Here is a 23,265-nt window from a genome sequence, read left to right as displayed (position 1 = left end):
TTTCGGCACTGAGATAATCGATCCCATGATCGAAGCGCGGCGGCTGCACATCCTCCGTGCGGTGGCGGACCACCGTACGGTGACGGCGGCTGCCGCCGCGCTGTATCTGACCCCCTCGGCGGTCTCCCAGCAGCTGGCGGCCCTGGAGCAGGAGACCGGCCACCGCCTGGTCGAGCGCGGCGCGAAGGGCGTACGGCTGACCCCCGCCGGTGAGATCCTGCTCAGCCACACCAACGCGGTCCTCGCCCAGCTGGAGCGTGCCGAGGCCGAGCTCGCGGCGTACAGCTCGGGCGCGGCCGGCACGGTCACGGTGGCCTCCTTCGCGACCGGTATCGCCTTGGTCGTGGCCCCGGCGGTGGGTCGGCTCGCCGAGACGTCCCCCGGCATCCGCATTCGCGTCCAGGACGCCGAGGGCGACGCCAGCCTGCCCATGGTGCTGGACCGGCAGGTGGATGTCGCCGTGGCGGTCGAGTACCGGGGGGCGCCGCCGGCCGACGACCCCCGCCTGACCCACGTACCTCTCTACGCCGAGCCTTTCGACGCGGTCGTCCCGGTGCACCACCGCCTGGCCGACGCCGCCGAGGTGCCGCTGGCGGAGCTGGCCAAGGACGCCTGGATCGGTCCCTACCCGGGGAACCCCTGTCACGACGTGGTCGTCCTGGCGTGCGAGAACGCCGGCTTCCAGCCCCGTCTCGAACACTCCTCGGACGACTTCCGCGCGGTCGTCGCACTCGCCTCGGCGGATGCGGGCGTGGCGCTCGTACCGCGATCGGCCCTGCGCGGCATGGACCTCACGGGGGTCGTCGTACGGCCCGTGGACGGGGTGGCCCCGACGCGCCGGGTCTTCGCCGCCGTACGTCGGGGCGCCGAGGAGCACCCCCTGATCAGGCCGGTGCTCCAGGCGCTCGGAGAGGCGGCGGGGGAGTGAGGCTCCCGTAACCTCGGCGTTTCATATCCGGGATATCCTCCCGGATATGAAATCGACGGCAGACGGTGGCGACCCCGAGGACACGGTGGACCTCCGTCTCGGTGCCCGGCTCGCCGAGCTGCGGGCCGAACGCGGCTGGTCGCTGGGGGACTTGGCCGAGCGCAGTGGCGTCAGCCGCTCGACCCTGTCCCGCGCCGAGCGGGCCGAGACCAGTCCCACCGCCGCGCTGCTGAACCGGCTGTGCCATGTCTACGGCCGGACCATGTCCCAGCTGCTCAGCGAGGTCGAGTCGCAGTCGGCGCTGCTGGTCCGAGCGGCCGAGCAGCCGGTGTGGGAGGACCGTTCCGCCGGGTTCGTACGGCGGTCCGTGTCGCCGCCGCATCACGGGCTGCGCGGCGAGCTCGTCGAGGGGCGGCTCACCGCGGGCGCCGACATCGCGTACGACCGGCCGCCGGTGCCGGGGCTGGAGCAGCACATCTGGGTACGGGAAGGAGAGCTCGACGTGACGGTCGACGAGACCGAGCACCGTCTTTGCGCCGGGGACTGCCTGCGCATGCGGGTGTGGGGGCCGACGCGGTTCCGTTGCGCCGGGCCGGAGGCGGTGCGGTACCTGCTGGCGGTGGTGCTGCCGTGAGGGTGACGGCACTGAACGAGGCCCAACTGCTCGACGCGGCAGGGGGATTGGCGGAGCTGCTGGTGGACGCGGTGATGGGCGGCGCCTCCGTCGGTTTCCTGGCACCGCTGGACCGCACCACGGCGACGGCCTGGTGGCAGGAGCGGGCGGCAGCCGTCGCCGACGGGCGCCTGGCCGTCTGGGCGGCGCACGACGGCGGGCGGATCGTCGGCACAGTCGGCCTGGCCTTCCCGGACAAGCCCAACAGCGGCCACCGGGCCGAGCTGGTCAAGCTGATGGTGCACCGGGACGCGCGGGGGCGAGGCCTCGGCCGCAGCCTCCTCACCACCGCGGAAGACGCGGCGATCTGCGCCGGAGTCACCCTTCTCCACCTGGACACCGAGACCGACAGCCCTGCCGAGCACCTGTACGGCTCGGCCGGTTGGACCCGGGCCGGGGTGATCCCCGACTACGCGGCGAGCCCGTACGGCGTGCTGCGGCCGACGACGATCTACTACAAGCACCTGTGACCGGTCGCCCGTTCGTCGGTGCCCGTGTGCCGGTGCCGTTCGTCGTGCCGTTCGTCAGCGCCCGCTTGTCAGTGCCCCGTGGAACACTCGCCGTCATTGATCGACCAAGAGGTCGAACGAGCCGTACACCGAGGGGGAACGCCTGGCATGGGCGTGAGCATCTCTTTCATCAGCGCGACGACGCAGGAGCTGGAGAGGGCGGAACAGGACCCGAGTTGGGCCGATGAATTCACATGGGAGCTGTACAGCGGTGACGACGTCCCGATGCCCGATCGACCTCGCGGTGGGCCGGACAGGGCGTTCGGTGGCCTGCAGTTCCTGTTCGACGAGGCAGGGGTGCACCTTGAGTTCCTGATGGACGGGTTCCAGATCCTGGACGACGGGACCCTGTTCGGGTGGACCGCGGAACAGGTGCAGGGCGTGGCGCGGCACCTGCGGGCGACCCCGTGGGAGCGGTTGGCGGTCCACTACGACCCGGAGCGGATGACGGCCGAGGAGGTCTACCCCAACATGTGGAGGTTCGACCCCGAAGGCCGGCTGGAACTACTCGAGGACGCCTACGAGGAACTGGTCGAATTCTTCGCCGCGGCGGCCGAGCGCAATCTCGGGGCCTTCATGAACTTCAGCTTCTAGGCCGCGTCCGACCCAGGGCACCTCCTCGCGGGTGGGCCGGTTGTTTCACCAGGTCATTGTCAGTGCCGGCGGCTAACGTGCCTCCCATGCCGGATGCCGAAGACGTACGCCGTATCGCCCTTTCTCTGCCGGACACGACGGAGAAGATCGCTTGGAGCATGCCCACGTTCCGGGTCGCGGGCAAGATGTTCGCCACCCTGCCCGAGGACGAGACGTCCCTCGCGGTGCGCTGCCCGAAGGTGGAGCGCGACGAACTGGTCCTGGCCGAGCCGGACAAGTTCTGGATCGCCGACCACGAGGCGCAGTTCGCCTGGGTGCGCGCCCGGCTCGCCGCGCTGGAGGACGAGGGCGAACTGCGCGACATCCTCGCCGACTCCTGGCGCCAGGCGGCGCCGTCGCGGCTGCTCGACGCCCACCCCGAGTTGGGCGTGCCGACCGGGGAGTGACGGCCGCCCCGTCGGGACGAGGCGCCACCAGCGGATAGACGAGGCGCCACCAGCGGATAAAGGGGTGCGCGACCACCGACCCGAGTGCGGTATTGTTTCCATGCGCGTTCGGCCGGGGGAAACCCCAGGTCAGACGGCATCGGGACGTGGCGCAGCTTGGTAGCGCACTTGACTGGGGGTCAAGGGGTCGCAGGTTCAAATCCTGTCGTCCCGACTTGCGAAACAGCAGGTCAGAGGCCGTATCGGAGTTATCCGGTACGGCCTTTCGGTCATGGTGCGGCGCAACGGCCGTCGACGGAACACGATCTCGTACGCCCCCACGCCCCGCCCTTACGCCCGGTCGTCGGGCAGTGGCTGCTCGAACCACACCACCTTGCCGCTGCTCACCCGAGTCGCCCCCCAGCGCCGTGCCAGCTGGTCGACCAGGAACAGGCCCCGGCCGCCCTCGTCGCTCAGTCGGGCGTGCCGCATCCTCGGGATGATCGCCGAGTCGTCCTCCACCTCGCAGCGCAGGACGTCCGTGCACAGCAGCCGCAGGGTGATCGGCCGGGAGGCGAAGCGCACGGCGTTCGCCACCACCTCGCTGACCAGCAGCTCGGTGGACTCCACCAGGGAGTCCAGGCCCCAGTCGTGCAGGGTCCTGCGGGTCAGTCGGCGGGCCTGGCGCGCGGTCTGCGGACGCGGGGCCATGTACCAGTACGCCACGGTCTCCGGCAGGATGCCCTCGAAGCGGGCGGCGAGCAGCGCCACGTCGTCCTCCCGGTCGCCGAGGCCCAGCGTGCCGAGCGCCTGGTCGCACAGGTCCTCCAGCCCCGCGACCGTGGACGACGAGGCGGCCTCCCGCAGTCGGGTGCGCAAGTGCTCCACGCCGGTCAGCACGTCCGAGGCGCGGGACTCGACCAGGCCGTCGGTGTACAGCAGCAGGGTCGCCCCGGTGGGCGCGTGCATCTCCGTGGACTCGAAGTCGCCGCCACCGACGCCGATCGGCGCTCCGGGCGGTACCTCGACGACCTCCGTGCGACCGTCGGCGTGCAGGAGCACCGGTGGCAGATGGCCGGCGTTGGAGATCAGCAGGCGGTGCAGGACCGGGTCGTACATGGCGTACAGGCAGGTCGCCGTGTGCTCGCTGCCCAGCCGTTCGGCCTGCTCGTCGAGGTGGTGCAGGATCTCGTCCGGGGGCAGGTCGAGGCCGGCGAGGGTCTGCACGATGGTGCGCAGCTGGCCCATGATCGCTGCCGAGGTCATGGAGTGGCCCATCACGTCACCGATCACCAGGGCGACGCGGTTGCCGGGCAACGGGATGACGTCGTACCAGTCGCCGCCGACCTGCGCGGTCCGTGAGGAGGGCAGGTAGCGGCTGGCCAGGACGACGCCGACCGGCTCGGGCAGCGACGGTGGGAGCATCGTGCGTTGCAGCGCGTCCGCGACGGACGCCTCACGCGCGAACGCGACCGACTTGTCGATGCCGAGCGCGGTGTGCGTGGCCAGTTGGGAGGCGACGAGCAGGTCGTCCCGGGTGAAAGCGTGCCGGTCGGGTCCGCGGACGAGGACGACACTTCCCATGACGTGGTTGCGGCCGTGCAGGGGAGCGATGATCAGCCGCCGACCGGTCAGCGCCCGAAGGGCGTGCGGCGACCTCAGCAACTCGGCCGCCGCTGCGGTGCTGCCCGGCGTGTCCGCGAAGACCGGGCGTCCCTTCTCCAGGAGCTCGGTGAGCGGGCCGGCGGCGGTCGGGCGTACCACCTCCGCCGCCTGGACCGGGCCGGCGCCCGGCGCGGCCGGCCCGGAGCCGGGGGCTGCCGTCCGGGGCAGCGGTGCGTGGTCCATGGCGTGCAGCCGCAGGACGCCGGGCGCGGTGGCGGTCTCGTCGCCGGTCGGGAGCGGGGCGTACAGGTGGACGAACGCGGTGTCGGCGAACGCGGGGACGGCGGCACCGCACAGCTCGTTCAACGTCTCGTCGAGGTCCATGCCCCGGGCGATCCGACGGGTCGCGGCGTCGAGGTAGCGGAGCCGGTCGATCCGTGACACGGCGGCGTCCGGGCCGTCGTCCCGTGGGCGACCGGCGCGGGCCTGTGCGGCCGGTGGGCGCCTCGCCGCGGCACGGCGCGAGGCAGCGGTGGACCCGTGGGCCGGGGACGTGTGCCCGCCGGCGCCCTGCTCGGCTCCGATGTGCCGCTTCCTCACGCGTGTCCTTCCGGCGGTGCGGGCCCGTCCTGGGGGCGGGCGGGCCGGGAGTCCTCAGGTGTGCCGCCTGCAGCGCAGGAAGACCTGCACCTCGGGCGGGACGTCGACGGTCGCCGGGGCGTACGTGTGCGACGACTCCTCGACGATCTCGAAGCCGGCCCCCTCGACGACCTCGCGCAGTTCGTCCCTCAGGTAGCCGGAGACGCGGATGATGCTCCCGATGAACGGGATCGCGAAGTCGTCGACGTCCGCCTCCACCATCGACAGCGCGAACAGACCGCGCGGGACCAGCAGGTCGTGGATGGTCCGCAGGGCCAGAGGGATCTCGGCGCGCGGCAGCATGAGCAGCGAGAAGAAGGCCGCCACCGCGTCGAAGCGGCCCAGGTGGCGGGGGCCCGAGGGACCGAGGTCCGCGATGTCCGCCTGGTGGAACTCCCCGGCGGGCACGTTCTCACGGGCGAGCGCGATCATCGCGCTCGACAGATCGACACCGACGACTTCCAGACCCGCCTGCGTCAGCTGGAGCGCGGTCGGCAGCCCGGTGCCGCACCCCAGGTCCAGCACCCGCGACCCGGCCGGCAGGGACCTGACGAGCCACGCGGCGGAGGCCACCTGTCCCTCCTTGTGCGGGAAGGCCTCGTCATAGCGGTCTCCGATGGCGTCGAAGGCCTCGGCCTGGCCGGTGCGGTCGAATCGCACGTTCTGGTAGCCGGGTGTGTCGCCAGGACTGCTCACGGGATCTCCTCCGAAACCTCAGGGGCATTTTTTCACAGTTGTCCGGACTCGGCGGCCGCGTGGACGAGGGGTCGAACGCGTGGCGGCGCGGTCGGGGAGCGAAGGGTGCCGACTTCTTGACCCCCGGTCGGCCCTCCAGGATGCTGTGTTGCGGCACATGAGATGCGTGCCGTAATGAGCAACATCAGTCCCATCGTTCCCGCAGCAGCCGAGGAGTGGCCATGGCTCACCAGGTCCGTGCTGTCGTCGCGCAGGGCAAGGGTGCCCCCGTCAGCCTGGAAACGATCGTCGTGCCCGATCCCGGACCGGGTGAGGCGCTGGTGCGGATCGAGGCCTGCGGGGTCTGCCACACCGATCTGCACTACCGGGAGGGCGGGATCAGCGACGACTTCCCGTTCCTGTTGGGGCACGAGGCCGCGGGCGTCGTGGAGTCGGTGGGCGAGGGCGTCACCGACGTGGCGCCCGGTGACTTCGTCATCCTGAACTGGCGGGCGGTGTGCGGCCAGTGCCGCGCCTGTCTGCGGGGGCGGCCCTGGTACTGCTTCGCCACGCACAACGCCCGGCAGAAGATGACCCTCGCCTCGACCGGCCAGGAGCTGTCCCCGGCGCTGGGTATCGGGGCGTTCGCGGAGAAGACGCTGGTGGCGGCCGGTCAGTGCACCAAGGTCGACCGGGCCGCGTCGGCGGCCGCCGCCGGGCTGCTGGGCTGCGGCGTGATGGCGGGCATCGGCGCCGCCCTCAACACCGGGAACGTGGGACGCGGTGACACCGTGGCCGTCATCGGCTGCGGGGGCGTCGGGGACGCCGCCGTCGCCGGGTCGCGTCTGGCCGGGGCGGCGAAGATCATCGCCGTAGACATCGACGACCGGAAACTGGCCATGGCCGGCAAACTCGGCGCGACCCACACCGTCAACTCCGCTCGGACCGACCCGGTCGAGGCGATCCGCGAACTGACCGGCGGCTTCGGTGCCGACGTCGTCATCGAGGCGGTCGGCCGCCCGGAGACGTACGAACAGGCCTTCTACGCCCGCGACCTCGCCGGTACGGTCGTCCTGGTCGGGGTGCCCACCCCCGAGATGAAGCTCCAACTGCCGTTGCTGGACGTCTTCGGGCGCGGCGGCGCGCTGAAGTCGTCCTGGTACGGCGACTGTCTGCCCTCCCGTGACTTCCCGATGCTCATCGACCTGTACCTCCAGGGCCGGCTGGATCTGGACGCCTTCGTCTCGGAGACCATCGCCCTGGACGAGGTCGAGAAGGCCTTCGAGCGGATGCACGGCGGCGATGTCCTGCGCTCGGTGGTGGTTCTCCCGTGACCGGCGCCCGCATCGAACACCTCGTCACCTCGGGGACGTTCTCGCTGGACGGCGGCACGTGGGAGGTCGACAACAACGTGTGGATCGTCGGCGACGACCACGAGGCGATCGTCGTCGACCCGGCGCACGACGCGCAGGCCGTCGCCGAAGCTCTCGGCGGCCGCACCCTGCGGGCCATCGTGTGCACGCACGCCCACGACGACCACATCGCTGCCGCGCCGGAGCTCGCCGCACGCACCGGGGCCCCCGTCCTCCTGCATCCGGACGATCTGCCGCTGTGGAAGCAGACCCACCCCCATCGGATGCCGGACGGCGAACTGACCGACGGGCGGGTGCTCACCGTGGCGGGCGTCGAGCTGACCGTGCTGCACACCCCGGGGCACGCACCCGGCGCCGTCTGCCTCCACGTACCGGCCCTGGCGGCGCTCTTCAGCGGTGACACCCTCTTCGCGGGCGGCCCGGGGGCGACCGGCAGGTCGTACAGCCACTTCCCGACCATCATCGACTCGATCCGGGAGCGGCTGCTCACGCTGCCCGGCGACACGGTCGTCCACACCGGCCACGGCGGGACCACCACGATCGCGGCCGAGGCCCCCTCCAGGAGTGGCTCGACCGCGGTCACTGACCCGCCCCCGAACGGCTTCCCGTGCGGCGCCCGTTCCGCCTGTTTCCGCAGGTGGTTCGGGCGTTTCGGGCTGCCGCGCGAACGCGCGGACGGGCGGCCGGAACGGGGCCTTTTGCACGCCTTGACAACGCTTCGGAGCCGCCCCCAGACTGGCGTTGCGCTTACCGCAATCCGTTTCGCTATACGCACCGAGGTGTCATGATGATTCCCGCGTGCCGTCTCACGGATCTCCCGCGAGGCGAGGCCCTCCGGCTCGACATCGACCCGCCGGTCTCGGTGTTCCACACCGACGACGGCGAGCTCTTCGCCATCGACGACACCTGCACCCACCAGGACGCCTCGCTCGCCGACGGCTGGCTGGAGGGCTGTGAGGTGGAATGCCCGCTGCACGCCTCGAAGTTCGACCTGCGGACCGGCGCCGTCGACGCCCCGCCGGCCAGGCTTCCGGTCCGGACCCACGAGGTCTTCGTCGAGGACGGCACGGTGTACGTCCAGGTGTCGACCGACGCCCCCAACCTGCCGCCCTGCGTCGCCGCCCGGCTCGCCGGTGGTCCCGCGTGAGGACGGTCGCCGTGGTCGGCGCCTCACTGGCCGGCCTGTCGGCGGCACGCTCGCTGCGAGGGCAGGGCTACGACGGGCGGCTGGTCGTCATCGGTGACGAACTCCACCGCCCGTACGACAGGCCCCCGTTGTCCAAGGAGTTCCTGGCCGGCACCCTCGGTGAAGGGGACCTCGCGCTGGAGTCGGACGGCGAGGACCTGGGAGCCGAGTGGCTGCTCGGTGTCCGCGCCACCGGCCTCGACCGCGGCGAACGCGCCGTCCGGCTCGCCGACGGCAGGACGGTCCGCGCCGACGGCGTCGTCATCGCCACCGGCGCCGCGGCCCGCACGCTGCCGGGCACCGAGGGCCTGGCCGGCGTGCACACCCTGCGCACCCTCGACGACGCCCGCGCCCTGCGCGACGAACTGACCCGCGGCGGACGGCTGGTGGTGATCGGCGGCGGCTTCGTCGGGGCCGAGGTCGCCTCCACCGCCCGTGCCCTCGGGCTCGACGTGACGATCGTCGAAGCGGCCCCGACGCCGCTCGCCGGACCCCTCGGCGAGGCCATGGGCGCCGTGGTCTGCGGACTCCATCTGGACCACGGCGTACGACTGTTGTGCGGCGTCGGCGTCAAAGGGCTGAGCGGTGAGCGGCGCGTGGACGCCGTCCTGCTCGACGACGGCCGCACCCTCCCGGCCGACATCGTCGTCGTCGGCGTCGGTGCCCGTCCGTGCGTCGAGTGGCTGGCCGGATCCGGCGTGGAGCTCGACAACGGCGTCAAGTGCGGCGCCGACGGCCGGACCGGCGTCGCCGAAGTGGTGGCGGTCGGCGACTGCGCCAACTGGTACGACCCCCGCGCGGGAGCCCACCGCCGCGTCGAGCACTGGACCGGCGCCCGCGAGCGGCCGGACGCCGCCGTCGCCGCGCTGCTGGCGGGGGGCGCGGCACAGCCCGGATTGCCCCGGCCGCCGTACTTCTGGTCCGACCAGTACGGAGTGAAGATCCAGTTCGCGGGGCACGCGGCCGGCGCCGACAGCGTGACGGTCGAGGAAGGCACCCCCGACGACCGGAACGTCCTCGCCGTCTACCGCCGAGCGGGCCGGCCGGTGGCCGTCCTCGGCATGAACCAGCCCCGGCTGTTCACGCGCCGACGCAAGCAGCTGGCCGCCGAGACGTCCTGACGACGTACTTCCGGCATCTCCCGCATCACCCCGCCACGTTCCCGAGGAGTCCACCGTGACCTCGACCAGCCTGCCGGACAGCCTGATCGCCACCCTCCCCGGCTCCTCCTACACCGATCCGGCGGTCTTCGCCCTGGAGCAGGAGCGCATCTTCGAGACCATGTGGTTCTGCGTCGCGCGCGCCGGCGACCTGGGCAGGCCCGGCGCCTTCCGAACGGTCGACGTGGGCCGCGAGAGCATCCTCGTCACCCGTGCGCGCGACGGTTCGATCCGGGCCTACTTCAACGTCTGCCGGCACCGCGGAGCCCGGCTGTGCACCGAGGAGTCCGGCGAGGTCAAGCGCGCGTTCCAATGCCCCTACCACGCCTGGACGTACGGCCTCGACGGCAAGCTGGTCGCCGCGCCCAACCTCACCAAGATGCCCGACGTCGGCCGCACCGAGTACGGCCTGGCCCCGGTGGCCGTCCGTGAGTGGCTCGGCTATGTCTGGGTGTGCCTCGCGGAGAACCCGCCCTCCTTCGAGGAGGAGGTCGTCGGTGAGATCATCGGCCGGCTCGGCGACGTGGAGTCGATCGAGCGCTACGACATCGCGGGCCTCTCGGTGGGCAGGCGGATCGTCTACGACGTGCGGGCGAACTGGAAGCTCATCATCGAGAACTTCATGGAGTGCTACCACTGCGCCACGATCCACCCCGAACTGACCGAGGTGCTCCCCGAGTTCGCCGACGGCTACGCCGCCCAGTACTACGTGGGACACGGCGCCGAGTTCGGAGCGGAGATCCGGGGCTTCACCGTCGACGGTTCCGAGGGCCTGGACCGCATCCCCGGGGTGGCCGAGGAGCAGGACCGCCGCTACTACGCGATCACCGTCAAGCCGCAGGTGTTCATCAACCTCGTCCCGGACCACGTGATCTTCCACCGTATGTTCCCGGTGGCCGTCGACCGCACGGTGGTCGAGTGCGACTGGCTGTATCTGCCGCACGTCGTGGAGGGCGGCGAGGACGTCAGCCGGTCCGTGGAGCTCTTCGACCGGGTCAACCGGCAGGACTTCGCGGCGTGCGAGCGCACCCAGCCCGCCATGGGCTCGCGCATGTACGCCAAGGGCGGTGTGCTGGTGCCCAGCGAACACCACATCGGCGCCTTCCACGACTGGGTGAACGCGCGCCTGGGCACCCCCCAGCGCTGACTCAGCCCAGGTGGCCCATGCGGTGGCTGATCTCCTCCGCGCCCTTGAGCAGCACCGGGGAGAGCTCGTGCAGCCGCTCCTCCGTCAGGCGGTAGGCGGGTCCGGAGGCGCTGAGGGCCGCGATGACCACGCCGTCCCGGTCGCGGACCGGCGCGGCCATGGCGTGCAGGCCGATCTCCAGCTCCTCCAGGGTCCACGCGTAGCCGCGCTCGCGGGCCTCGGCGAGGTTCTTCTCCAGCTTCGTCTTCGCCGTGATGGTGTTCGGCGTGACCTTCTTCAGGCCGGTCTCGGCGAGCAGCGCCGCCCGCCGCTTGGCCGGCAGGTGAGCCAGCAGGATCTTGCCGCTGGACGTGGCGTGCAGCGGGGTCAGCTGGCCGACCCAGTTGTACGCGCTGACGGCGCCGGGACCGCGCACCTGGTACAGGTTGATCGCGTAGTGCTCCTGCATGACCGCGATGTTCACCGTCTCGCCGATCTCCTCGGCGAGGCGCTCGCAGACCGGGCGGCCCTGCTGGGTGATGTCGATCCGGCCCGTGACCGCGCCGGCCAGGCGGACGACGCCGAAGCCGAGGCGGTACTTGCCGCGCTCGCCGGCCTGCTCCACCAGACCGCGCGCCTCCAGGGCGCCGAGCAGACGGAACGCGGTCGACTTGTGAACGTCGATCTCGGCGGCCACCTCACTGACGCCCGCCTCGCCGCGCTGGGCCAGGATCTCGAGGACGCTGATGGCACGATCGACCGACTGCACTCCGCCGGCCTGCGTGTTTGACGTTTCGGTGTCATGGCTGTAGTTGCTCACAGCAAAACTATACGCGTAGTAAACAACACTGCTGCAAGTAACGAGGCCGTATACGAATGCCCGCCAGGTTGCGTCGTTCGCAACCTGGTGCACATGACGCTACGCCGCTAGCATCCCTCGCGTATCTGTGGCGCGAGCGAGACGAGGCATGATGGCTCCTTTGCACTACGACTTCGTCATCGTCGGCGGTGGATCGGCCGGCAGCGCACTGGCGAACAGGCTCTCCGCCGACCCGGCGAACCGGGTACTGGTGCTGGAGGCCGGCCGCTCCGACTACCCGTGGGATGTCTTCATCCACATGCCCGCGGCGCTGACCTATCCGATCGGCAGCCGGTTCTACGACTGGAAGTACGAGTCCGAGCCCGAACCCCACATGGGCGGCCGGCGCATCTATCACGCCCGCGGCAAGGTGCTCGGCGGCTCCAGCAGCATCAACGGCATGATCTTCCAGCGCGGCAACCCCATGGACTACGAGCGCTGGGCGGCCGACCCGGGCATGGAGACCTGGGACTACGCGCACTGCCTGCCGTACTTCCGGCGCATGGAGAACTGTCTCGCGGCCGACCCGGACGACGAGTTCCGCGGCCACGACGGCCCGCTCGTCCTGGAACGCGGACCTGCCACCAACCCGCTCTTCACCGCCTTCCTCAAGGCCACCGAGGAGGCCGGTTACGCGCCCACCGACGACGTCAACGGCTACCGGCAGGAAGGCTTCGCCAAGTTCGACCGCAACGTGCACCGCGGACGCCGTCTGTCGGCCTCCAAGGCGTACCTCAAGCCCGCGATGAAGCGGCCCAACCTCACCGTCACCACGCGCGCGCTCGTCACCCGCGTCCTCTTCGAGGGCAAACGCGCCGTCGGCGTCGAGTACCGGCGCGGCAGGGGCGCCGCACAGCGGGTCCGCGCCAAGGAGGTCATCCTGTGCGGCGGGGCCATCAACTCCCCGCAGCTGCTGCAGCTCTCCGGCGTCGGCAACGCCGCGGAACTGCGGGCCCTCGGCGTCGACGTGGTCCACGACCTGCCCGGCGTCGGGGAGAACATGCAGGACCACCTGGAGGTCTACGTCCAGTACGCCTGCCGTCAACCGGTCTCCATGCAGCCGTACATGGCCAAGTGGCGCGCCCCCTTCATCGGGCTGCAGTGGCTCTTCCGCACGGGGCCGGCCGCCACCAACCACTTCGAGGCCGGCGGTTTCGCCCGCAGCAACGAGGAAGTGGACTACCCCAACCTGATGTTCCACTTCCTGCCGGTCGCCGTCCGCTACGACGGTTCCTCGCCCTCCGGCGGACACGGCTACCAGGTGCACGTGGGCCCCATGTACTCCGACGCGCTCGGCTCGGTGAAGATCAGGAGCAGGGATCCGCGCGAGCGCCCGGCGCTGCGCTTCAACTACCTGTCCACCGAACAGGACCGCCGGGAATGGGTCGAGGCGATCCGGGTGGCCCGCAGGATCCTCAACCAGCCCGCGCTCGCCCCCTACAACGACGGGGAGATCTCTCCCGGGCCCACCGTGGAGACGGACGAGGAGATCCTCGCCTGGGTCGCGAAGGAAGGGGAGACGGCCCTGCATCCGTCCTGCACCTGCAAGATGGGCACGGACGAGATGGCCGTGGTCGACCCCGGCAGCATGCGCGTGCACGGCCTGGACGGCCTGAGGGTCGTGGACGCGTCCGTGATGCCGTACGTCACCAACGGCAACATCTACGCACCGGTGATGATGATCGCCGAGAAGGCGGCCGACCTGATCCTCGGCAAGGAGCCGCTCGCGCCGTCGAAGGCCGCCTACTACCGCCACCCCGACGTCCGCAAGCAGGCCCGGTGAAGTGCGGTCGCGCAGGCGTCCGTACGGCGAAATCGTCATCCCCAGCCCCTTGACGTAGCTCTCCGGCATTCGCAAGGGTGTTCCACCACAAGCAATTGAATGCATGATGCGCAACGCATTCCGGCTGAAGGGCTTGGCGCGTGGCAGACCTGTATGTGGCCGGCGAATGGCGGGACCCGGTGGCCGGCGGCAGCCGGCAGATCCGCTGCCCTGCTGACGGCACCCTGGTCGCGACCGTCTCGGAAGGGACCCGCGCCGACACGGAGGCGGCGATCGCCGCGGCCCGCGCCGCCTTCGACGAGGGACCCTGGCCGCGCACCCCCGAGCGGGAGCGCGGCGCGCTGCTGCAGCGCACGGCCGACCTCATCGAACGCGACGCCGGGGAGTTCGCCCGCGCCGAGTCGCTGGACACCGGCAAGCGGCTGGTGGAGAGCGAGTACGACATGGCCGACGTCGTCTCCTGCCTCCGCTACTACGGCGGGCTCGGCGGCACCGACGCCGGACGGGTGATCGACACCGGCCGAGAGGACGCCGTGAGTCGCGTCGTCCATGAACCGATCGGCGTCTGCGGCCTCATCACACCCTGGAACTACCCGCTCCTGCAAGCCGGTTGGAAGGTCGCCCCGGCTCTCCTCGCCGGCAACACCATCGTCCTGAAGCCCAGCGAACTCACCCCCTCCACCTCGATCCTGCTGATGAGGGCGCTGGCGGAGGCAGGTCTCCCGGCCGGGGCCGCCAACCTGGTCCTGGGCGCGGGACCCGAAGTGGGCGCACCTCTCGGCGAGCATCCGGCGGTGGACATGGTCTCCTTCACCGGCGGCCTGGCGACCGGCAGACGCATCATGGCGAGCGCCGCCGCGACGGTGAAGAAGGTCGCGCTGGAACTCGGCGGCAAGAACCCGAACGTCGTGTTCGCCGACGCCGACTTCGAGACGGCCGTGGACTTCGCCCTCACGGCCGTCTTCCTGCATTCCGGGCAGGTCTGCTCGGCCGGCGCCCGGCTGATCGTCGAGGACTCGCTGCACGACCGCTTCGTCGACGAGGTGGTCCGCCGCGCCCGGCGGATCCGCCTCGGCGGCCCCTTCGACCCGCAGGCCCAGACGGGGGCGCTGATCTCGGCCCAGCACCTGGCGAAGGTCGAGGCGTACGTCGCGGCCGGTCTCGCCGAGGGCGCCGTACTGCGCTGCGGCGGTGCCCGCCCCGACGATCCCGCCCTCGCCGGTGGGCACTACTACCCGCCGACCGTGCTCGACGAGTGCCGGCAGGACATGCGCGTCGTCCACGAGGAGTCCTTCGGACCCGTCCTCACCGTGGAGCGCTTCACCGGCGAGGACGACGCCGTACGCATCGCCAACGACACCGAGTACGGGCTCGCCGGAGCCGTCTGGACCCAGGACGCCGGCAAGGCCCAGCGGGTCGCTCGGCGGCTGCGCCACGGAACGGTGTGGATCAACGACTACCACCCCTACGTGCCGCAGGCGGAATGGGGTGGCTTCGGACACTCGGGCGTGGGCCGGGAGCTGGGACCGACCGGCCTGGACGAGTACCGAGAGGCCAAGCACATCTGGCAGAACATCCAACCCCGGCCGCAGCACTGGTTCCGCGGCTGAACGCCGAAGAGAGGTCGACCGTGACCCCAACACAGACCGAGGTGCCGCAGCGGCGCGGCACGCCCCAGGATTCGGACGGTAGCGCGGTCATATCCGTGCGCCGGCTGTGGAAGGTGTTCGGTCCGAAGGCCGACCGGGTGCCGCAGTCCGAGGAGCTGTGCGGCCTCGGCCGCCGTGAGCTCATGGACCGCACCGGCTGCACCGCCGCCGTGCGCGACGTCGACTTCGACGTGCGCAAGGGCGAGGTCTTCGTCGTCATGGGCCTGTCCGGCTCCGGCAAGTCGACGCTGGTGCGCTGTCTGACCCGGCTGATCGAGCCCACCGCGGGGGAGATCGTCTTCGAGGGTGAGGACATCCGCGAGGCCGACGGCAAGCGGCTGCGCGAGTTGCGGCGCAGCAAATTCTCCATGGTCTTCCAGCACTTCGGCCTGCTGCCGCACCGCCGGGTCGTCGACAACGTGGCCTTCGGCCTGGAGATCCGCGGCATGAGCAGGGCCGAGCGCACCCGGCGGGCCCAGGAGGTGGTGGAGCTGGTCGGCCTCGCCGGATACGAGAACTCCTACCCCGACCAGCTCTCCGGCGGTATGCAGCAACGCGTCGGCCTCGCGCGGGCGTTGGCCGGTGATCCGGACGTCCTCTTCTTCGACGAACCCTTCTCGGCGCTCGACCCGATGATCCGGCGTGACATGCAGAACGAGGTCATCCGACTGCACCACGAGGTCGGCAAGACCATGGTGTTCATCACCCACGACCTCTCCGAGGCGCTCAAACTGGGTGACCGCATCCTCATCATGCGCGACGGCAGGACGGTCCAGTGCGGCACCGGCGACGAACTCGTCGGTGCCCCCGCCGACGACTATGTGCGCGAGTTCGTCAAGGACGTACCGCGCGGCGATGTGCTCACCCTGCGCTGGATCATGCGTCCGGCCGGGCCCGAGGACGACCTCGACGGCCCCGAACTCGGCCCCGACGTCGTGGTGAAGGAGGCCACCCGGGCGGTACTGGCGGCCGACAGACCGGTCAGGGTCGTCGAGGACGGCAAGCTTCTCGGCATCGTCGGTGACGAGGAGATCCTCGCGGTGGTGGCCGGGCAGGAAGGCGGCGCGTGATGACGGTCGTCGTGGAGAAACCCGGGCAACCGCAGAAACCGGAGCACGGGCGGCAGCCGGACACCGCACCCGTGTCCCCGCCCCCCGCCCGGCGGCGCAAGGTGAGCCGCGGCGTGCTGGTGGCCGCCGTCCTGGTCGGCTGGCTGCTGCTCTTCGCCCTGCTGCGCGGCAGGCAGACCCTCGCCCTGGCGGCGGCGGACCTCACGGACCTGCACCGGTGGTTCAACGACGCCAACGACTCCATCGGCGCCAACCGCAACTCCAACCCCCTCTTCCTCTACTTCTTCAACGAGATCCGGCTGGTCATCGACACCCTGGTGACCTTCGTCCAGGACCTCGTCTCCCAGCCCTCCGGCGGCCGCCCCGTGCCGCGGATCGGCTGGCTCGGCGTCGTCGGCATCGCCGGATACGTCTCCTGGGCGGTGGGCAACTGGCGGGTCGCCCTGCTGGCCGTCGCGGGCTTCACCTTCATGGGGCTCCAGGGGCTCTGGCAGGAGAGCATGGACACCCTGGCCCTCACCCTGTCCGCGGTGTTCGTGGCGTTGCTGTTCGCGATCCCGCTCGGGGTGTGGGCGGGCCTGTCGGACCGGTTCCACCGGATCGTGACGCCGTTCCTGGACTTCATGCAGACGATGCCGACCTTCGTCTACCTCGCCCCGCTCACCCTGTTCTTCCTCATCGGCGGAGCCTCCGCCACCATCGCCACCGTGATCTACGCGGCGCCGCCCGCCATCCGCATCACCGCGCACGCCATCCGCTCGGTACCGAAGGCCACCGTCGAGGCCGCCGACTCGCTGGGCGCGACACCACGGCAGGCGCTGACGAAGGTCCTGCTGCCGATGTCCAAGCGGACCCTGGTGATGGGCGTCAACCAGTCCATCATGGCGGCGCTCGCGATGGTGACGATCGCGGCCCTGATCGACGCGCCCGGACTCGGCAAGACCGTCGTCCAGGCCCTGCAGTCGCTGGACGTGGGCACGGCCTTCAACGCGGGCCTCGCCATCGTCGTCATGGCGATCGTGCTGGACCGGGTCACCACCGCCGCCAGCGCCCGCGAGGAGACGGCCCGGCGCTCGGGCGGCCGCTTCCTGACCTGGCGCAGGCCGCTGCTGGCAGCCGGGGGAGCCGGCACGGCGGTTCTGGTGTATCTCTCGCACACCTATGTGTGGGCGGCGGAGTTCCCCGGCGAGGGCGGCGTCGGCCGCTCCGTCGCGAGCGCGGCGGACACCGCGACCACCTGGGCCCAGGACAACCTCTCGGCCCTGACCAACGCCTTCCGTGACGCGATCACCAACGGTCTGCTCAACCCGTTCCAGACGCTGCTCACCGACTCCCCGTGGTGGCTCGTCGGCGCGGTGCTGATCGCGCTGGGCGCGGTGCTCGGCGGCCCGCGCGCCGGGATCACCGCGACCGTGTGCGTGGGTCTGCTGGTCGGCACCGGTGTGTGGTCCGACGCGATGACCACGCTGGCCTCGACCGTCGTGGCGACGGTGCTCGTCATGGCCCTCGGTGTGGCCTTCGGCGTGTGGATGGGGCGCAGTGGGCTGGTGGACCGGCTGCTGCGCCCCACCCTGGACGCGGCGCAGGTCATGCCGCCGTTCGTCTATCTCGTGCCGTTCCTGGCGCTGTTCGGTGCGACCCGTTTCACGGCCATCGTCGCCGCGATCGTCTACGCGGCCCCGGTCGCCATCAAGATCATCGCCGACGGTGTCCGGGCCGTGCCGCAGACCACCGTCGAGGCGGCCACCTCGGCCGGCTGCAGCACCTGGCAGATCATCACCAAGGTCCAACTGCCGATGTCACGCAGTGCCCTGACGCTCGCGACCAACCAGGGCCTGATCTACGTGCTGTCGATGGTCGTGGTGGGCGGACTGGTGGGAGCGGGCGCCCTCGGCTACGACGTGGTGGCCGGATTCTCCCAGGGGCAGTTGTACGGGAAGGGCCTTGCGGCAGGGCTCGCCATCGTCCTTCTCGGAGTCATGTTCGACCGGATCACTCAGGCCGCGGCGCGGCGCGTGAGCGCGTAAGGAGCACTGACCCATGGCAACACAGGTACGACAGTGGAGAGTCGGCGCGGCCGGCCTGGCCGTTCTCGGCCTCACCCTCACCCTCACCGCCTGCGGCGGCGCGAAGGTCGGTGAGGACTCCTCCGGCGCCGACGGCTCGGGCAAGTGCGGCACCTTCAACCTCGCCGTCAACCCGTGGGTGGGCTACGAGGCCAACGCGGCGGTCGTCGCGTACGTCGCGGAGCACGACCTCGGCTGCAAGGTCACCAAGAAGGACCTCAAGGAGGAGATCGCCTGGCAGGGCTTCGGCACCGGCGAGGTGGACGCCGTCATCGAGAACTGGGGCCACGACGACCTCAAGAAGAAGTACATCACCGACCAGAAGACCGCCGTGGACGCCGGCAGGACCGGCAACAAGGGCCTCATCGGCTGGTACGTGCCGCCGTGGCTGGCGAAGGCGCACCCGGACATCACCGACTGGAAGAACCTGAACAAGTACGCGGCCGAGTTCAAGACCTCCGAGTCCGGCGGCAAGGGCCAACTCCTCGACGGCGACCCGTCGTTCGTCACCAACGACGAGGCCCTGGTGAAGAACCTCAAGCTGGACTTCAAGGTGGTGTACGCGGGCAGTGAGACCGCGCTCATCCAGGCCTTCCGCAAGGCCGAGAAGAACAAGGAATGGGTGATCGGCTACTTCTACGAGCCCCAGTGGTTCATGTCCGAGGTGCCGTTGGTCAAGGTCAAGCTGCCGGAGTACAAGGCGGGTTGTGACGCGGACACGGAGAAGGTCGCCTGCGACTACCCCGTCTACGAGCTGGACAAGATCGTCAGCGCGAAGTTCGCCAAGTCGGGCAGTCCGGCGTACGACCTGGTGAAGAACTTCACCTGGACGAACGAGGACCAGAACACCGTGGCCAAGTACATCGCGGTGGACAAGATGACGCCGGAGGCGGCGGCCGAGAAGTGGGTCGAGGCCAACCGCGACAAGGTGGAGGCCTGGATCAAGTAGACCGTCCCGGATGCCCGGTGGGCGGTGCGCGCGACGGCGCACCGCCCACCGGGCATTGCCGTTCCCGGCCCCTTCTGCGGGCCGTTCCCGACGCCGTTGTCCGACGTCACCGGCCCCCTTGACACCCACCTGCACGCCGGGCACATTGAGTTGCGCAGCCTGAATCACGTTGCGTAGAGAGCAACTGAACCGGAGGTGCGGCGATGGCGGGACCCCGAGTGGTCATCATCGGAGCGGGGGTCGTCGGCGCGGCGCTCGCGGACGAGATCTCCGCGCGCGGCTGGACCGAAGTGACCGTGGTCGACCAGGGCCCGCTCCCCGCCACCGGGGGCTCCTCCTCACACGCCCCGGGCCTGGTCTTCCAGACGAACTCCTCCAAGACCATGGCCGAACTGGCCCGCTACACCGTCGAGAAGTTCTGCTCCCTCGACGTGGACGGCGAGCCCTGCTTCCTCCAGGTCGGCGGCCTCGAAGTGGCCACCACCCCCGAGCGCCTCACCGAACTGCGCCGCCGCCACGGCTGGGTCACCTCCTGGGGCATCGAGGCCCGTCTGCTGGACACCGACGAGTGCGTCGAGCGGCACCCCCTGATCAACCGCGACAAGGTCCTCGGCGGCCTCCTCGTCCCCACCGACGGCCTCGCCAAGGCCGTCCTAGCGGTCGAGGCGCAGATCCGCCGGGCCGCCGAGCGCGGCGTGCGCTTCCTGGCCCGCCACGAGGTCCTCGACGTCCAGCAGGCCGACGGCCGCGTCACCGGTGTCCTGACGGACCAGGGCCCGATCCCCGCCGACGTCGTCGTCTGCTGCGCCGGCATCTGGGGCCCGAGGATCGCCCGCATGGCCGGCATGAACCTCCCGCTGACCCCGCTCGCCCACCAACTCGCCTGGACCGGGCCCGTACCGGCCCTCGCCGGCCAGACCGAGGAGGCGGTCCGCCCGATCCTGCGCCACCAGGACGCCGACCTGTACTACCGCGACCGCTTCGACGCCATCGGCATCGGCTCCTACGGCCACCGCCCGATGCCGATCTCGGCCGACGACATCCTCTCCGTCGACGAGGCCGACCAGATGCCCTCGGTCCTGGAGTTCACGGAGGAGGACTTCGCGGATGCCTGGACCGAGACCCAGGCCCTGCTCCCCGCCACCCGGGAGGCCAAAGTCGAGGAGGGCATCAACGGCCTGTTCTCCTTCACCACCGACAACTTCCCGCTGCTGGGCGAGTCCCCGGACGTCAGGGGCTTCTGGGTCGCCGAGGCCGTCTGGGTCACCCACTCCGCCGGCGTCGGGCGGGCCATGGCCGAGTGGCTGGTGGACGGTCACTGCTCGTCCTTCGACCTGCACGAGTGCGACGTCAACCGCTTCGAGCCGCACCAGCTGACCCCGGAGTACGTCCTGGCCCGCGACTGCCAGAACTTCGTCGAGGTCTACGACATCCTCCACCCGCTCCAGCCGTCCGGTGAGCCCCGCCCGATCCGCACCAGCCCCTTCCACGCCCGCCAGCAGGAGCACGGCGCCTTCTTCCTGGAGGCGAACGGCTGGGAGCGCCCGCAGTGGTACGAGGCCAACGCGGGCCTTCTCGAAGGCCGTTCCGTCCCCACCCCCAACGCGTGGGCCGCGCGGTACTGGTCGCCGATCGTCGGCGCCGAGGCCCAGGTCACCCGCGAGACCGTCGCGATGTACGACATGACGGCCCTCAAGCGCCTGGAGGTAACCGGCCCCGGTGCCGCCGCCTTCCTGGAGCGACTGGTCACCGGGAAGGTCGCCAAGTCCGTCGGCTCCGTGACGTACACCCTGCTCCTCGACCACGACGGCGGCATCCGCAGCGACATCACCGTGGCCCGCCTCGCCCGCGACCGGTTCCAGGTCGGCGCCAACGGCAACCTCGACCTCGACTGGTTCAGCCGCCACCTCCCCGCCGACGGCACCGTCCAGGTCCGCGACATCACCCCCGGGACCTGCTGCGTCGGCCTGTGGGGACCGTTGGCCCGCGAGGTCCTCCAGCCCCTGACGGACGAGGACTTCTCCGACGAGGGACTGAAGTACTTCCGCGCCAAGCACGCCCACATCGGCTCCGTCCCCGTCACCGCGATGCGCCTGTCGTACGTCGGCGAACTCGGCTGGGAGCTCTACACCACCGCCGACCTGGGCCACAAGCTCTGGGACACCCTGTGGCGGGCGGCCCGGCCGCTCGGCGGGATCATCGCCGGCCGCGGCGCCTTCAACAGCCTCCGGCTGGAGAAGGGCTACCGCTCCTTCGGCACCGACATGACCTACGAGCACGACCCCTACGAGGCCGGCGTCGGCTTCGCCGTCAAGCCCGACAAGGAGGACTTCATCGGCAAGGCCGCGCTGGAGCGCCGCAGGGCCGACGTACGGCGGAAGCTGACCTGTCTCACGATCGACGACCCGCGGTCGGTCGTCATGGGCAAGGAGCCCGTCCAAGACGGGGACCGCCCGGTGGGCTATGTCACCAGCGCCTCCTACGGCTACACGATCGGCAAGGGCATCGCGTACGCCTGGCTGCCCGCCGACCTCACCACCCCTGGCACCACCCTGCACATCGGCTACTTCGACCAGCGCGTCGAGGCGGTCGTCGCTCAGGAGCCGCTGTTCGACCCGGCGATGACCCGACTTCGCGGGTGAGCGGTCCACGAAGGCGCGCCGACGTCGATATCCGGTTGCCCACGGCGACGGCCGGGTCTGATTCTGGGTCTTGGTCCGTTCGACGTACGAACGCGCCAAGACCTGGCAGTCGGCACCACAGGAGACAAGAACGCATGCCCCCTGCGTACGACGTGATCGTCGTCGGACTGGGCGGAATGGGCAGCGCGGCCGCCTACCACCTGACGGCCCGCGGCCTTCGGGTGCTGGGCCTGGAGCGCTTCGGCCCGGCCCACGACCTCGGCTCCAGCCACGGCGGCTCACGCATCTACCGGCAGGCCTACTTCGAGGACCCCGCCTACGTGCCGCTGCTGCTGCGCGCGCACGAGCTGTGGGAGAGACTGGGCGCCGACTCCGGACGCGAGGTCTTCACCGAGACCGGCGGTCTGCTGATCGGACGCGAGGACAGCCTGGCCGTCGCCGGCACGCTGCGCAGCGCCCGGCAGTGGGGCCTGGACCACGAGATGCTGGACGCCGCGGACATCCGCCGCCGTTTCCCCACCTTCGCCCCGGCACCCGAGGACGTCGCCTTCCACGAGCGCAGGGCCGGTGTGGCCCGGCCCGAGGCCACGGTGCGTGCCCATCTGGACCTCGCCCGTGCCCAGGGCGCCGAGCTGCATTTCGAGGAGCGGGTGCGCACGTGGGAGGCCGACGGACCGGGCGGCAAGGCCCGGGTGGTCACCGAGCGCGGCACCTACACCGCCGACCGGCTGGTGATCGCCCCGGGCGCCTGGGCGCCGGAGCTGCTGTCCGACCTCGGCGTGAGCGTGACGGTGGAACGCCAGGTCATGTACTGGTTCCAGCCCGACGGCGGCACCGGCCCGTTCACCCCCGACCGGCACCCCGTCTACATCTGGGAGGACCCGGACGGCGCCCAGATCTACGGCTTCCCCGCCCTGGACGGCCCGCACGGCGGTGCCAAGGTCGCGTTCTTCCGCACCGGGGGAGCCACCGACCCGGACGCCCTCGACCGCCGCATCCACCCGGAGGAGATCGAGACCATCGCCGCGTACCTGCGGCCGCGCATCCCGGCGCTGCCCGGCCGTTTCCTCAAGGGCGCGGCCTGCATGTACACGAGTACCCCCGACGAGAACTTCGTCGTGGCCCGGCATCCCGAGCACCCGCGGGTCGCCGTCGCCTGCGGCTTCTCCGGACATGGGTTCAAGTTCGTGCCGGTGATCGGCGAGATCCTCGCCGACCTGGCCGTCGAGGGCAGCACACAGCACCCCATCTCGCTCTTCGACCCCCGAAGGGCGGGCGTGCGACCGCTTCCGGGAACGACGAGGTGATCAGGACTTGTAGCCGGACGACTCCTGGGTACTCGCCGCAGCGTGAA

The 23,265-nt window shown here is 70.8% G+C and carries 19 protein-coding genes, 1 tRNA gene and 1 pseudogene; 18 read left to right on the top strand and 3 right to left on the bottom strand.

Annotated features, from left to right (window positions below; all coding sequences use genetic code 11):
- The first annotated feature begins 25 nt into the window (after nucleotides 1–25).
- From ACFYNL_RS22295 to ACFYNL_RS22270, 6 genes are all read left to right on the top strand, one after another.
- Nucleotides 26–928, top strand: coding sequence for a LysR family transcriptional regulator (locus ACFYNL_RS22295; RefSeq protein ID WP_388806184.1), 903 nt, complete (start codon nucleotides 26–28; stop codon nucleotides 926–928).
- A gap of 46 nt (nucleotides 929–974) precedes the next feature.
- Nucleotides 975–1,562 (top strand): helix-turn-helix domain-containing protein, encoded by a 588-nt coding sequence (locus ACFYNL_RS22290; protein WP_388806182.1) that lies wholly within the window; start codon nucleotides 975–977, stop codon nucleotides 1,560–1,562.
- A gap of 2 nt (nucleotides 1,563–1,564) precedes the next feature.
- The gene (locus ACFYNL_RS22285) at nucleotides 1,565–2,071 is read left to right on the top strand and encodes a GNAT family N-acetyltransferase (protein ID WP_388806180.1); all 507 of its coding nucleotides are present in this window, start codon (nucleotides 1,565–1,567) and stop codon (nucleotides 2,069–2,071) included.
- 147 nt (nucleotides 2,072–2,218) lie between these two features.
- The gene (locus ACFYNL_RS22280; protein WP_388806178.1) at nucleotides 2,219–2,704 is read left to right on the top strand and encodes a YfbM family protein; all 486 of its coding nucleotides are present in this window, start codon (nucleotides 2,219–2,221) and stop codon (nucleotides 2,702–2,704) included.
- Between the two features lie 86 nt (nucleotides 2,705–2,790).
- A complete protein-coding gene (locus tag ACFYNL_RS22275) occupies nucleotides 2,791–3,150 on the top strand; it encodes an MmcQ/YjbR family DNA-binding protein (protein ID WP_388806176.1) in 360 nt (119 codons plus the stop codon).
- A 140-nt stretch (nucleotides 3,151–3,290) separates the two neighbouring features.
- A tRNA-Pro gene (locus ACFYNL_RS22270) sits at nucleotides 3,291–3,364 on the top strand.
- Between the two features lie 116 nt (nucleotides 3,365–3,480).
- Here ACFYNL_RS22270 and ACFYNL_RS22265 read toward each other — a convergent pair.
- Together ACFYNL_RS22265 and ACFYNL_RS22260 are read right to left on the bottom strand one after the other, a co-directional pair.
- Complete coding sequence (locus ACFYNL_RS22265; RefSeq protein WP_388806174.1) at nucleotides 3,481–5,334, bottom strand: SpoIIE family protein phosphatase; 1,854 nt, start codon at nucleotides 5,332–5,334, stop codon at nucleotides 3,481–3,483.
- Between the two features lie 54 nt (nucleotides 5,335–5,388).
- Entirely contained in the window at nucleotides 5,389–6,069 is a 681-nt protein-coding gene (locus ACFYNL_RS22260) for a class I SAM-dependent DNA methyltransferase (protein ID WP_388806172.1), read from the bottom strand.
- A 221-nt stretch (nucleotides 6,070–6,290) separates the two neighbouring features.
- Between ACFYNL_RS22260 and ACFYNL_RS22255 the strand changes: the two genes are divergently transcribed.
- The 5 genes and pseudogenes from ACFYNL_RS22255 to ACFYNL_RS22235 all read left to right on the top strand — a co-directional run bounded on the left by ACFYNL_RS22255 (nucleotide 6,291) and on the right by ACFYNL_RS22235 (nucleotide 10,914).
- Nucleotides 6,291–7,382: an S-(hydroxymethyl)mycothiol dehydrogenase gene (locus ACFYNL_RS22255; protein WP_388806171.1), complete on the top strand. Its 1,092-nt coding sequence runs from the start codon at nucleotides 6,291–6,293 to the stop codon at nucleotides 7,380–7,382.
- A pseudogene (locus ACFYNL_RS22250) lies at nucleotides 7,379–8,007 on the top strand (MBL fold metallo-hydrolase). The gene ACFYNL_RS22255 and the pseudogene ACFYNL_RS22250 overlap by 4 nt, the downstream one beginning before the upstream one ends.
- A gap of 198 nt (nucleotides 8,008–8,205) precedes the next feature.
- On the top strand, nucleotides 8,206–8,568 hold the full coding sequence (locus ACFYNL_RS22245; protein ID WP_388806169.1) for a bifunctional 3-phenylpropionate/cinnamic acid dioxygenase ferredoxin subunit: 363 nt from the start codon (nucleotides 8,206–8,208) through the stop codon (nucleotides 8,566–8,568).
- Nucleotides 8,565–9,728, top strand: coding sequence for an NAD(P)/FAD-dependent oxidoreductase (locus ACFYNL_RS22240; RefSeq protein WP_388806168.1), 1,164 nt, complete (start codon nucleotides 8,565–8,567; stop codon nucleotides 9,726–9,728). Before ACFYNL_RS22245 ends, ACFYNL_RS22240 begins: the two co-directional genes overlap by 4 nt.
- Before the next feature lie 55 nt (nucleotides 9,729–9,783).
- On the top strand, nucleotides 9,784–10,914 hold the full coding sequence (locus tag ACFYNL_RS22235; RefSeq protein WP_388806166.1) for an aromatic ring-hydroxylating dioxygenase subunit alpha: 1,131 nt from the start codon (nucleotides 9,784–9,786) through the stop codon (nucleotides 10,912–10,914).
- A 1-nt stretch (nucleotide 10,915) separates the two neighbouring features.
- Here ACFYNL_RS22235 and ACFYNL_RS22230 read toward each other — a convergent pair whose 3' ends face one another.
- Nucleotides 10,916–11,662: an IclR family transcriptional regulator gene (locus tag ACFYNL_RS22230; protein WP_388806269.1), complete on the bottom strand. Its 747-nt coding sequence runs from the start codon at nucleotides 11,660–11,662 to the stop codon at nucleotides 10,916–10,918.
- 202 nt (nucleotides 11,663–11,864) lie between these two features.
- On the opposite strand from ACFYNL_RS22230, the gene betA reads away from it, so the two are divergent.
- From betA to solA, 7 genes are all read left to right on the top strand, one after another.
- Nucleotides 11,865–13,535 carry a choline dehydrogenase gene (gene betA / locus ACFYNL_RS22225; protein WP_388806267.1) on the top strand — a complete coding sequence of 557 codons (1,671 nt, stop codon included), beginning with the start codon at nucleotides 11,865–11,867 and terminating at the stop codon, nucleotides 13,533–13,535.
- 140 nt (nucleotides 13,536–13,675) lie between these two features.
- Nucleotides 13,676–15,145 (top strand): aldehyde dehydrogenase family protein, encoded by a 1,470-nt coding sequence (locus ACFYNL_RS22220; RefSeq protein ID WP_388806164.1) that lies wholly within the window; start codon nucleotides 13,676–13,678, stop codon nucleotides 15,143–15,145.
- A 20-nt stretch (nucleotides 15,146–15,165) separates the two neighbouring features.
- Nucleotides 15,166–16,254 (top strand): glycine betaine/L-proline ABC transporter ATP-binding protein, encoded by a 1,089-nt coding sequence (locus ACFYNL_RS22215; RefSeq protein WP_388806162.1) that lies wholly within the window; start codon nucleotides 15,166–15,168, stop codon nucleotides 16,252–16,254.
- Nucleotides 16,254–18,281, top strand: coding sequence for an ABC transporter permease (locus ACFYNL_RS22210; RefSeq protein ID WP_388806160.1), 2,028 nt, complete (start codon nucleotides 16,254–16,256; stop codon nucleotides 18,279–18,281). Before ACFYNL_RS22215 ends, ACFYNL_RS22210 begins: the two co-directional genes overlap by 1 nt.
- Before the next feature lie 13 nt (nucleotides 18,282–18,294).
- Nucleotides 18,295–19,269: an ABC transporter substrate-binding protein gene (locus ACFYNL_RS22205; RefSeq protein WP_388806159.1), complete on the top strand. Its 975-nt coding sequence runs from the start codon at nucleotides 18,295–18,297 to the stop codon at nucleotides 19,267–19,269.
- 203 nt (nucleotides 19,270–19,472) lie between these two features.
- Nucleotides 19,473–21,911, top strand: coding sequence for an FAD-dependent oxidoreductase (locus ACFYNL_RS22200; protein WP_388806157.1), 2,439 nt, complete (start codon nucleotides 19,473–19,475; stop codon nucleotides 21,909–21,911).
- Between the two features lie 134 nt (nucleotides 21,912–22,045).
- The gene (gene solA / locus ACFYNL_RS22195; RefSeq protein ID WP_388806156.1) at nucleotides 22,046–23,218 is read left to right on the top strand and encodes an N-methyl-L-tryptophan oxidase; all 1,173 of its coding nucleotides are present in this window, start codon (nucleotides 22,046–22,048) and stop codon (nucleotides 23,216–23,218) included.
- Nucleotides 23,219–23,265 lie beyond the last annotated feature (47 nt).

The organism is Streptomyces sp. NPDC007808, assembly GCF_042868655.1.
Lineage (GTDB): Bacteria > Actinomycetota > Actinomycetes > Streptomycetales > Streptomycetaceae > Streptomyces.
Note: the sequence above shows the minus strand (reverse complement) of the source record. Positions and strands in the feature narration are given on the sequence as shown.